The organism is Cellulomonas soli (genome assembly GCF_013409305.1).
In the GTDB taxonomy this organism is placed as follows: Bacteria; Actinomycetota; Actinomycetes; order Actinomycetales; family Cellulomonadaceae; genus Cellulomonas; species Cellulomonas soli.
Genome location: NZ_JACBZJ010000001.1, coordinates 2,186,745 through 2,198,240, shown reverse-complemented (window position 1 = coordinate 2,198,240; position 11,496 = coordinate 2,186,745). Strand labels below are relative to the sequence as shown.

At 72.8% G+C, this 11,496-nt stretch carries 8 protein-coding genes; 5 read left to right on the top strand and 3 right to left on the bottom strand.

Annotation, left to right across the window (positions count from 1 at the left end):
- Positions 1-49: 49 nt before the first annotated feature.
- On the top strand, positions 50-1,843 hold the full coding sequence (locus BKA22_RS10205) for an SLC13 family permease (RefSeq protein ID WP_146953723.1): 1,794 nt from the start codon (positions 50-52) through the stop codon (positions 1,841-1,843).
- Positions 1,844-1,902: 59 nt separating this feature from the next.
- Positions 1,903-3,417 carry a leucyl aminopeptidase gene (locus tag BKA22_RS10200; protein ID WP_146953716.1) on the top strand — a complete coding sequence of 505 codons (1,515 nt, stop codon included), beginning with the start codon at positions 1,903-1,905 and terminating at the stop codon, positions 3,415-3,417.
- A gap of 49 nt (positions 3,418-3,466) precedes the next feature.
- Here BKA22_RS10200 and BKA22_RS10195 read toward each other — a convergent pair whose 3' ends face one another.
- Entirely contained in the window at positions 3,467-4,054 is a 588-nt protein-coding gene (locus BKA22_RS10195) for a TetR/AcrR family transcriptional regulator (protein WP_146953717.1), read from the bottom strand.
- 87 nt (positions 4,055-4,141) lie between these two features.
- The gene (locus BKA22_RS10190; protein WP_146953718.1) at positions 4,142-5,773 is read right to left on the bottom strand and encodes an AbgT family transporter; all 1,632 of its coding nucleotides are present in this window, start codon (positions 5,771-5,773) and stop codon (positions 4,142-4,144) included.
- Positions 5,774-5,904: 131 nt separating this feature from the next.
- Between BKA22_RS10190 and BKA22_RS10185 the strand changes: the two genes are divergently transcribed.
- The 3 genes from BKA22_RS10185 (at position 5,905) to BKA22_RS10175 (ending at position 9,396) form a co-directional block, all read left to right on the top strand.
- The gene (locus tag BKA22_RS10185) at positions 5,905-7,017 is read left to right on the top strand and encodes an AI-2E family transporter (RefSeq protein WP_179561736.1); all 1,113 of its coding nucleotides are present in this window, start codon (positions 5,905-5,907) and stop codon (positions 7,015-7,017) included.
- Positions 7,018-7,093: 76 nt separating this feature from the next.
- Complete coding sequence (locus tag BKA22_RS10180) at positions 7,094-7,972, top strand: amidohydrolase family protein (protein WP_146953720.1); 879 nt, start codon at positions 7,094-7,096, stop codon at positions 7,970-7,972.
- A 203-nt stretch (positions 7,973-8,175) separates the two neighbouring features.
- Positions 8,176-9,396, top strand: coding sequence for a dolichyl-phosphate-mannose--protein mannosyltransferase (locus BKA22_RS10175; RefSeq protein WP_146953721.1), 1,221 nt, complete (start codon positions 8,176-8,178; stop codon positions 9,394-9,396).
- A gap of 99 nt (positions 9,397-9,495) precedes the next feature.
- Here the strand turns inward: BKA22_RS10175 and BKA22_RS10170 are convergent, their stop codons facing one another.
- A complete protein-coding gene (locus BKA22_RS10170; protein ID WP_146953722.1) occupies positions 9,496-11,196 on the bottom strand; it encodes a beta-1,3-glucanase family protein in 1,701 nt (566 codons plus the stop codon).
- Positions 11,197-11,496: the final 300 nt, after the last annotated feature.

Genomic DNA, 11,496 nt, shown 5'->3' with positions numbered 1-11,496 from the left:
ACACGGCTTCGTCGACGCGCGTCGACAGACGGAGGTGGGCGTGGACCCGATGGTCGCGAGCTTCGTCGTGCTGGGCGGGGCCATCGTGCTGTTCGCCTGGAACCGCCTGCCCGTGGGCGTCGTCGCGATCCTCACCGCGCTGGCCCTGTGGCTGACCGGTGCGGTCGACCTGGACACCGCACTGTCGGGGTTCGGCGACCCGATCGTCATCTTCATCGCGACGCTGTTCGTCGTGAGCGAGGGCCTGGAGCAGTCGGGCATCACGGCCTGGGCCGGGCAGGTTCTCACCGCGAAGGCCGGGACGGCCCGCACCCGGCTGCTGGTGGCGCTCATGGCGCTCGGCGCCGTGATGGCCGCGGTCGTCACACCGAACGGTGCGGCCGCCGCACTCCTGCCCGTCGCGGTCCTCGCCGCGCGGCAGGCGAAGGAGAGCACGTCGCAGATGCTCATGCCGCTGGCCTTCGCCGCGAGCGGTGGCGCCCTGCTCGCCCTGTCCGGCTCCACGGTCAACGTGATCGTGTCGGACACGCTCAAGGCCTCGACGGGCGAGCCCTTCGGGTTCTTCGAGTTCGCGATCGTCGGGGTCCCGCTCGTCGCGGTGACGGTCCTGGTCGCGGTCGGTGGCGGGCGGTTCCTGCTGCCGCGCCGGACCCCGTCGTCGTTGCCGTCGGACTTCAGCGGGCACGTCGACGCGCTCGTCGACCACTACCAGCTCGACCACGGGTTCTTCCGGTTGCGCGTCGACGCCGCGGGCAAGGCCGTCGGGCGGCGCTGGTCGGCGCTCGCTGGCCCGGACGACGTGCATGCGATCGGTCTGCAGCGAGCGGACGGCGAGCCCGCACCGCTCGAGCAACCGCTGGCGGCCGGCGACGTCCTGGTGGTGACGGGTGCCGTCGAGTCGGTGAGCGCCGCGGCCGCCGATCACGGCATGACGGTGGTGCGCACCCCGCTGACCCGCGCGACCCGCACGGAGCTGCTGAACAAGGAGGTCGGCGTCGCCGAGCTCGTCGTCCCGCCGCGCTCGGAGGCGATCGGCCGCACGTTCTTCCCCGGCATCGTGCGCGACGACGTCACGGTGCTCGGCATCAACCGTCTCGGCAAGGACCGTGGTGCCCGGCCGACGACCCTCGCCGAGGGCGACATGCTGCTCGTGCACGGCACGTGGCCGGCCGTGGAGGCGCTCGCGCACGACCAGGAGGTCCTGCTGGTCGACTCCCCCGCGCTGGTGCGCCGGCAGACCGTGGCGCTCGGCCCGAAGGCGCCGCGGGCGCTCGCGGTGCTGGTCGTGACGATCGTGCTGCTGGCGGGTGGCCTGACGACCCCGGCCGTGGCGGGTCTGGTGGGTGCGGTCCTCATGGTGCTCACGGGCGTCGTGAACCCGCAGGAGGCGTACCGGGCGGTGTCCTGGCAGACCGTCGTGCTCGTCGGCGGACTCATCCCGCTGTCGGTGGCGATCCAGACGAGCGGCGCCGCGGAGGTGGTCGCCGACGCCATGATCCGGCTCGTCGGCGACGGCGGCGGGTACGCGTTGCTCGCCGCGTTGTTCGTGCTCACGGCCACGCTCGGTCAGGTGGTGAGCAACACCGCGACCGTCCTCATCGTCACGCCGATCGCGGTGGCGGCGGCGGCCGAGACGGGCGTCGCGCTCGCGCCGGTGCTCATGCTCGTCGCGGTGGCGGGTGCCGCCTCGTTCCTCACCCCGATCGCCACCCCGGCGAACATGCTCGTGATGGGCCCCGGCGGGTACCGGTTCGGCGACTACTGGAAGCTCGGCCTGGCCACGATGGTCGCCTGGCTCGCGGTCGCCCTCCTCGTCGTCCCGCTGGTGTGGCCGTTCGACTGAGCGCACGATCCGAGAAGCACGTCCCGCCCACAGACCCGCCGACAGACCCAGGAGCACCGATGTCCACCGATCCCGCCGAGCTCGACCTCGTCCCCTCCGACACCGCGATCCGCGCCGTGCAGATCACGGTGGTCGCCGCAGCACCCGACGGCGCGACGGTCGGCGTCGGGGTCGCCCCGGACGGTGACGTGCCCGTCTCGGTCGGGCTGAACCGCGGGGAGCTGGAGCGCTGGGGCTTCGCCGGCAAGGCGGGCCAGACGTTCGCCGTGCCCGGTGCGCGGCCGGTGGTCGCGGTGGGCACGGGGCCTGCTGCGGACGTGACGCCGGCCGTGCTGCGCGATGCGGCGGCGGCGTTCGCCAGGTCCGTCGCCCGGGACGACGTCGTGGTCACCACGCTCGCCGACGCCTCGGGCGTGGACGTGGCGCAGGCGGCGCAGGCCGTCGTCGAGGGCGTCCTGCTGGGTCGTTACCGCTTCGACGAGCTGCGCACCGCGGCGACGACCGTCCCGGTCGAGGAGCTGGTCCTCGTGCTCGACGGCGCGGACGAGGCCCGGCTCGAGCAGGCGCGTGCGGGGGCACGCACGGGGCAGGTGCTGGCGCGGGCGACGGCCGTCTCGCGCGATCTGGCGAACACCCCGCCCGGGTACCTGACGGCGCCGGCGTTCGCCGACGTCGCGGTGCGCCTCGGTGAGGCCGCGGGCCTCGAGGTGCAGGTGCACGACAAGGCGGCGCTGGTCGCGCTGGGCTGCGGCGGCCTGCTCGGCGTCAACGCGGGCTCGGTCGTCGAGCCGCGCATGGTGCGCCTCACCTACACGCCCGCGGGCACGCCGGCCGGGCACCTGGGGCTGGTCGGCAAGGGCATCACGTACGACTCGGGCGGCATCTCCCTCAAGCCGTCGAACGCGATGCACGCGGCGATGAAGATGGACATGGCCGGCGCCGGTTCGGTGCTCGCCGCGATGACGGTGCTGGCCGAGCTGGACGTGCCGGTGAGCGTCTCGGCGTACCTGGCCTGCACCGACAACATGCCGTCGGGCTCGGCGACGAAGCTCGGTGACGTGCTGACCAGCCGTGCGGGCCGCACGATCGAGGTGATGAACACCGACGCCGAGGGGCGCCTGGTGATGGTCGACGCGATCGCCCTGGCCCTCGAGGACGGCGTCGACGCGATCGTCGACATCGCGACGCTGACCGGAGCGTGCCTCGCGGCGCTCGGCACGCGCAACGCCGGGCTGATCGGCAACGACGACGCGCTCGCCTCGCTCGTCGAGGAGGCCGCCGAGCTGACCGACGAGACCGTGTGGCGCCTGCCGTTGGACCGTCGCTACCGCTCGCAGCTCGACTCGGACGTCGCCGACATCAAGAACCTGGGCGGGGAGTTCGCCGGGGCGATCACCGCGGCGCTGTTCCTGGCGGAGTGGGTGGGCGCGACGCCGTGGGCCCACCTGGACATCGCCGGCCCGATGAAGTCGGACACGGACGACGCGTGGCGCACGAAGGGTGCGACGGGCTTCGGAGCCCGGCTCCTCGCGGAGGTCGCCCGGACCTGGTCGCCGGAGGGCGCACCGGCCTGACCGCCCGCGGGGGCGCGAGCGACGCCAGGGGCGCCAGGGGCGCGAACGGTCAGGTGGCGCCGAGGACGAGGTCGAGCGCGGCGAGCTGCAGGCCGGGGTCCTCGGCGCCCTCGGGCCCCTGGGCCACGTGGTACGAGCCGACGACGAACACGTGCAGCGCGTACCCGACGGCATCGAGCCGGTCCGAGCAGTCGATCTCGCCGCGTTCGACCGCGACCCGCAGCTCGGCGACGAACCGGTCGCGCATCGAGGCCGAGTCGGCGAACACGCGCGCGGCGACCTCGGGGACGGACGACAGCTCGCTCCAGAACGCCAGCATGACCCGGGCGACGTCGCCGATCTCCGTCGAGACCGGGAGCAGCGCACGCACCAGCACGCGCAGCGACGCCAGGCCGGGTTCGACCCCGATCATCTGCTCATACGTATGGGCGCGCAGACGGCTGTACGCCAGGTCGTAGCAGGAGACGAGGATGTCGCCCTTGGTCGGGAAGTACCGCTCGAGCGCCCCGTTGGCCACGCCGCAGCGCGCCGAGAGGGCCCGCATCGTGAACGCCGACGGCCCGCCCTCGGCGATGAGGTCCGCGGCCGCCTGCGTGATCTCCCGGCGACGCGCCGCGTGGTCGACGATCTTGGGCATGGATCCTCAGCGGTCGTATGAGCGGGAACCTCGACCTTAGGCCGTCACCGACGGGCCTCACGCAGTCGCAGGTCCCACCTCGACCGGTCAACCGAGCGTGACCGGCGCCCCCGGGCCGAGCGGCAGACCGATCAGGTACCAGACGATCAGCAGCGCGGTCCACGCGACCATCAGCACGACCGTGTACGGGAGCATCAGCGAGATGATCGAGCCCACACCCGTCTTGCGGTGGTATTTCTCCGCGAAGATCACGATGAGCGCGAAGTACGGCATGAGCGGCGTCACGATGTTGATCGGCGAGTCGCCCACGCGGTAGGCCGCGAGCGCCAGCTCGGGCGCCAGGCCCAGCTGGATGAACAGCGGCACGAAGATCGGCGCGAAGATCGCCCACTTCGGCACGACGCCGCCGATGAAGATGTCGATCACCGCCGTCATGAGCACGAAGCCGAGCAGCAGCCACACCGGGTGCAGCCCGGCCGCCTCGAGCACGTCGGCCATGTTGACCGCGGCGATCGTGCCGAGGTTCGAGTAGTTGAAGTAGGCGATGAACTGGCTGATCACGAGCAGCAGGAAGATCAGCCCGGCCAGCCCGGCGATGGTCTTGGTCATCGGGTCGATGACGTCCATCGAGCCCTTCACCGTGCCGGCGCCCTTGCCGTAGCAGAGCCCCATCACGAAGAAGTACACGAGGATGAGGAAGATGATGCTGCTCATCAGCGGCGACCCCTCGAGCAGCGAGCCCGTCTCGGGGTTGCGCAGGACCGCGTTCGGGGGCAGGGACAGCGCCAGGACGACGGCCGTCACCCCGAGCAGCCCCCAGCCGGCGAACCGCAGCCCGCGCTTCTCCGGTGCCGTCAGCTCGTGCTCGCTGGCGCTGCCGTCGCCGAGCACGCTCGGGTCGGGCGCCTCGGCCTGCGCGTCGTAGCGACCCAGCCGCGGCTCGACGATCTTCTCCGTGACCCACGTGGCCAGCACCGCGATGAGGATCGTCGAGACGATGCCGAAGTAGATGTTGCCCGTGATGGCGACGTGGTCCGCCGGGTTCGGGATCGACTCGTTGGTGATCTCCGTGAGCATGCCGTCGGCCGGCGTGATGAGCAGGTTCACGCCGAACCCGCCGCCCACGCCCGCGAACGCCGCGGCCAGACCGGCCAGCGGGTGCCGCCCGAGCGAGTAGAACACCGCCGCGGCCAGCGGGATCAGCACCAGGTACCCGGCGTCGGTGGCGATCGACGACAGCACGCCGAGGAGCACCACGCTGAACGTGATGAACCGGCGCGGGGTCACCTTCACGAGCCGTTTGATGAACGCACCGATCAGGCCGGTGGCCTCCGCGAAGCCGACACCGATCATCGCCACGACGATCACGCCGACGACGCCGAAGTTGTTGAAGTTGGCCACGGGCGAGGTGAAGATGAACCGCAGCCCGTCCGCCGTGAGCAGGGACTTCGCAGCGACGGTCACGGTCTCGGTGACCGGCTCGTCGCCCTCGACGATGTCCTCCCCGAGCGAGGCCTCGCTCCCGACGTCGGTCGTCACGACCGCCTGCTCGTAGCTGACCTCGGAACCGGCCAGGTAGAACACGTGCGAGAGCACGAGGATGAGGGCGATCAGGGCCAGGAAGATCATCACCGGGTGCGGGACCTTGTTGCCCGCGCGTTCGATCCCGCCGAGCATGCGATCGATCCGTGAGGGACGCTCCACTGCCTCTGCCGTCATGCTCGCCTCTTCCGGGGAGCGCCGCCCCTCCGGGACGACGGTCTGACGTGGGGTTTCACCTACGCGGGCAGACTATCCAGGGGTGCCGTCCTGCGCGCGCGGACGAGGTCGAGGGGTGCCATCCTGCGGTCGTGAACCCGCAGCTCCCTCGTTGGGCCGTGGCCCTCGGCGCCTGGTCCGCACGCCTCCTGCTGGGTGCGGGCGCGCTCGCCGTCGCCGTGTGGATCGGCGTGCAGGTCCAGCTCGTGCTCGTCGCGCTCTTCCTCGGTCTCGTGCTGACCGCCGTGCTGCGCCCGCTCGCGACCTTCTACCGCCGCCACGTGCCGGCCGCCGCGGCCACGGTGCTCTCGCTGCTCTCGCTCGTCGCCGCGGTGGGCGTGCTCGTGGTGATCACCACGGTCGGCCTGGCGGGGTCCTGGTACCTCCTGCTCGAACGGCTCGAGACGGGGATCGTGCGCCTCTCCGCGATCGGCGCCGGGCTCGGCCTGCCGGTCGACGTCGACGAGCACGACGTCGAAGCGCTCAGCTCGACCGTGCTCGACCTGGTCGGCACGCACGGGCCGACCATCGCCGGGCACGCTCTCGGCGTCGTGGGCACCGCGGTCACGGCGGGCATGGTGGTCGCGCTCGGGGTGTTCTGCGCCGTGTGCTTCCTCACCGGCGGCGAGCGCATGTGGGCATGGTTCGTCGGCCAGCTGCCGCGTGGTTCTCGCCCGGCCTGGCGGACGGCCGGTGAGATCGCCTGGTCGACGTTCGGCGGGTACACGCGCGGCTCGGTCCTCGCCGCGGTGGCCGTCGGCGGGCTGGGGTTCGCGGTCCTCGTGCTGCTCGGGGTGCCGTTGGCCGCACCGCTCGGCGTGCTCGTCTTCATCGGCGCGTTCGTGCCGCTCATCGGTGCACCGGGCGCGATGGTCGTCGCGATGCTCGTCGCGCTGGCGGCGAACGGGTTCTGGAACGCGGTGGCCGTCGGGGTGGCGATCGCGCTGGTCGGGCAGGTCGAGGGGCACGTGCTGCAGCCGCTGATCCTCGGCAAGCACGTCTCGCTGCACCCGATCGTCGTGGGCGTCGGGGTCAGCGCGGGGACGGTCGTCGCGGGGATCCTCGGCGCGATCGTCGCGGTGCCCGTGATCGGCGTGACGTGGGCCGTGTTCAGCGCGCTGCGCACCCCGCCCGAGCCGGACGACGTGCCGGCCGAGCAGCACCCCGGGGACGGCACGTCGGAGGCGGTCGCCGCGCTCGCCTGAGTGCCGGATGAGGGTTCGATGAGGATCACCTCAGTGCCCGTTGTGCGGCGCGGTCGGTGCTGCATACCGTCACGCCATGTCCGACACCGTCGTGGACGCCCACCTGCACGTGTGGAAGCCCGACGCCGTCCACTACCCGTGGCTGGCCGGCCAGCACACGCCGCTCGCCCGCCCATTCCTCCTGCCGGACGTCACCCCGGACCTCGACCAGCAGGGCGTGCACCGGGTGGTGCTCGTGCAGTCGGCGGACAACCGGGCCGACTGCGAGCTGCTGCTGCTCCAGGCGTTGTCGTCGCCACGCGTCGCCGGGGTCGTCGCCTGGGTGCCGCTCACCTCCACGCCCGACGCGGCCGCCCTGCTCGACGCCTGGCGCCGCGAACCCGTCGTCGGTGTGACGCACCGCGTCCAGGACGAGGCCGACCCGCAGTGGCTGCTGCGCCCCGACGTGCACGACGGGCTCCGGCTGCTCGCGGAGCGCGGGCTGACGTTCGACGTGCCCGCGCACACCCCGCAGCTGCTGCGTCAGGTCGTCGAGCTGGCCGACCGGCACCCCGACCTCACGATCGTCGTGGGGCACCTCGGGATGCCGCCGCTGGCCACGCTGCGTGCCGGCGAGCACCGCGACTGGGAACGGTGGTCTTCGCTGATCGGTGACGTCGCCGCAGCCCCGCACGTGGTCGCGAAACTGACCGGCCTCCCGCAGGCCGCCGGGCCCGGGTGGGACGCCGCCCACCTGCGCCCGGCGGTCGAGCGGGCGCTGACCGCGTTCGGCCCGTCCCGGCTCATGCTCGGCTCGGACTGGCCGACGTCGCTGCTCGGTGCGGACTCCTACGCGACGGCCTGGTCTGCCCTCGTCGGCACGCTCGACGAGGTCGGCTCCGACGGCCGCGCGGCGGTGCTCGGCGGCACGGCCGACCGCGTGTACGGCCTGGTCCGGGCGACCTCGGCCCTCTGACCGAGCTCTGCACGGCCCCCGGGGCGCGCGCGGTCGCCCCGTCCGACTCCTCCCGTTTCGCCCGCTCTGCGGTGGCCCGGCCCGGCCGGCGGGTGTACGAACACCTCGGTGGGGGACGCCGTCACCCACCGACGACCGGCCGGGCCGATGCGCTCGCGACGGTCCGACGGATGGCTGAGGAACGGCCGAGGAGGGACACCGCGATGCCCCTGCAGCTGGCACCCGGACGGCACCGGGTCGCGTTCGAACCCGCGGTGCACGGCTTCGCCTTCCCGAACGCGTTCGTCAACACGGTCGTCACGCTGCCCGGCGGCAGCGCGCTCACGACCGCCGGCCGGTGCGGCGGCATGGCCGCCCTCGCTCTCGACCACTTCCACGCGGGCATCCCCGCGCCGACGTGGGGCCCGTCCCTGTGGGCACCCTCGCTCGTCCCGCCCGACGGGCACTGGCTCGCCGAGGCGATCCAGGAACGGCAGATCCGCTCGTTCCTGGTCGGCTCGGCCCTGAAGTTCCTCACCTGGTCGCTGCAGGGCGACGACCCCACCTGGGTGCTGCCCGGCGTCGCACGCCGCACCGAGCAGGAGGAGCTCCCCCGCCTGGCGAACCTGCTGCGCTCCGGCGTGCCCGTCGTCCTGGGCCTGATCGTGGCCCGCGACCTGCGCGCCGTCGCCGAGAACCACCAGGTGGTCGCCTACGGCTACGAGTACGACGCCGTCGCCGGCCGCACGACGATCCTCGTGCACGACCCCAACACGCCCAGACGCGAGGTCACCCTCATCGGGCACGACGACACGCGCGGCTGGGTCGCGTCGAACGGACGCGTCTGGCGCGGGTTCTTCGTGCACGACTACGTCCGCCGTGAGCCGCCCGCGCTGACCCGCTCCCCCGCCGACCCCGACCGGCCGATCCGGTTGGCCGACACGGTCGTGCTCGTGCACGCCTGGACGGGACGGGTGCTGCACGGCTGCGACGACCGGTACGACCACCACGGGTCCTCGGGCCAGCACCGGGTCGTCGCCGACGACGCGGTCGACGGCACCCGCTGGGACCTGCGTCCCCGGCACGACCGCCGCGGCCGCAGCGAGGAGCCCGGCCCGCTGACCAGCGGCGACGTCGTCCGGCTCCGCCTGCGCGGGACCGACCGGCACCTGCACAGCCACCGCAACGTCGCCTCGCCGCTGACCCACCAGCAGGAGGTCAGCACGTTCGCCGAGCGGGACCGCAACGACGACTGGCGGGTCGTGGTGGACGGCGGCGGTCCGTGGCTGGCGGGCTCCCGCGTCCGGTTCGAGCACGTGCCGACGGGGGCCGCCCTGCAGAGCCACCGCCGACCCGACGACCATGACAGCGGCGGGGAGCAGGAGGTCAGCGCGTCCTCGCTGACCGACCCCGACGGCTGGTGGACGGTGCTCGAGGCGGACTGACCGCCAGCCGGACCCGGTGCAGCGGCGTCCCCGCGCACGCACGAGCCCGCCCTGCGAGGTGCAGGACGGGCTCGCGAGGTGTGGCGGCGATGTCGGACGTCAGGCGGCGGACCACTTCTGGTTGGCCGTGCCGGCGCAGGTCCAGATCTGCAGCCGTGCACCGTTGGCGGCGTTCCAGTCCGTCACGTCGAGGCACCGGCCGGCCTGGGGGTTCACCAGGTCACCGGCGTCGGAGAGCACCCACTGCTGCGCCGGGCTGCCCGAGCAGGTCGCGATCTGCACGGGAGCACCGTCGCCGACCGCTCCCCACGCGACGTCGAGGCACTGACCGTTCTGCGTGCGGACCGTGCCGTCGACGAGCTGCCACTGCTGGTTGGTGCTGCCGGCGCAGTCCCACAGCTGGACGCGCACGCCGTCACCGAAGTTCCACGCGGGCACGTCGAGGCACTTGCCGTTCCACGCGCTGACGATCGCGACCGTGCCGGACGTGTCCCCCGAGCTGTCGCCCGACCCCGAGCCAGAGCCAGAGTCCGAGCCCGAGTCCGAGCCAGAGCCAGAGCCGGTGCCCGAGCCGGTGCCGTCACCCGTTCCGGTGTCGTCGCCGCTCGTCGCGCCGGTCAGCGGAGAGAGGTCGATGCGCGCGCTGGTCGGGTCGCCGGCGTGCACGAGCGACTCGAACGCGCCGACGTCGTCGAACGCGAACGCGTAGGCACGACCGTCGGCCATCGAGGCGTGGACGGCCTTGGCGTACAGGTTGACCGGGGTGGTCCGGTAGAACTGCGTGCCGTCGGTCACGGGCTCGAGGGTGCTGGTGCCGAGCGTGCCGCGGTTGAGGGCGGCGCACAGCGTCCGTGCGATCGGACCGACGACCTGGTCGTTCGGCGCCGCGAGCGCACCGTCGCAGCCCCACACATCCGCCGAGGACGGCTGGGAGAAGGTCGCGACCTGGGCGCCCGAGGTGTCGGTGAACCGCAGCACGCCGCCCGACGTGCGGCCGGTGAACGTCACGGACGGCTGGTTGCTGAACGGTGCGACGGTCAGCGACCGCGTGGAGTAGGCGGACCACGCCGAGGCGATCGCCGGGTCGAGGTAGCCGGCGTCGAGCAGGCCGGCGCTGGCCGCCTTGCCCGGTGCGAGGACGCGCAGCACGGTGCCGTCGTCCCGCGTGACGACGGTCTTCGCCCACGCCGGGTCGGCCTGCAGCGTCTGCACGACCTGCTCACGACCGCCCGCGACCATCTGCCCGGTCGTCGACGTCGTCCCGTCCGAGCCGGTCACCGTCACGGCGTGCGGCACGGCGAACATGTCGACCTGCGAGCTGTTGATCCACAGCCCGGCGTCGTTGTAGGTGAGCTCGCTCCAGTCGAACAGGATGTCGGAGGTCGGGTCGCCGGACGCCCACGGCGCGGGCTGCACGAGCCCGTCGGGCGTGAGCGAGAACGGCAGCGTCTCCCCGAACGAGAAGTAGATGCGCCCGGAGAACCCGCGCGGCACCTTCACGGTGGTGCTGCCGCCGGTCGCGGTGCCGTTGATCGAGACGTCGGGTGCGGGTGACGGCGGGTTGCTGCCCGCGGGCCAGGCGTGGAACGCGCCGACCGCATCGACCCAGCCGAGCTTGCCGGTGGCGAGGTCGGTGCCGAGCACGTACAGGTGGACCTGGTCGCCGAGACCGGTCTGGTTGGCCACCGTGATCGGCAGCACGTCGGGTCCGGTGGCCTGCGCCGGTGCGACGACCCCCGGCCCCGCGAGCAGGGCGAGCGCCCCCGCGGCCAGGGCCGCTCCTCGGATGATTCTGCGCATGATCGTTCCTCTCGCCCCCCCGAGCGAAGCCACGGGCGAGCCCGCGGCCGTGCCACGTCCGCCGGCTGTGAGGCGCCGGGCGCACGCGTACATCAGGGCCGGCCGCACGAGGCGGCATGTCCGAAATGTCTCGAAAGGGTAACAGCGGTCACGCGCGGGTCACGGGGCCGACCTCGATCTTCACGAGCCCCACACGACGACGCCCCCGGTCCCTCTTACGGGCGGGTTCTAGCGATCCCCGCAACACCCTGAGTTTCAGGGAGTTGCGGGGATCGTGTCGTCGTTGGAGTTGAAGGGGTT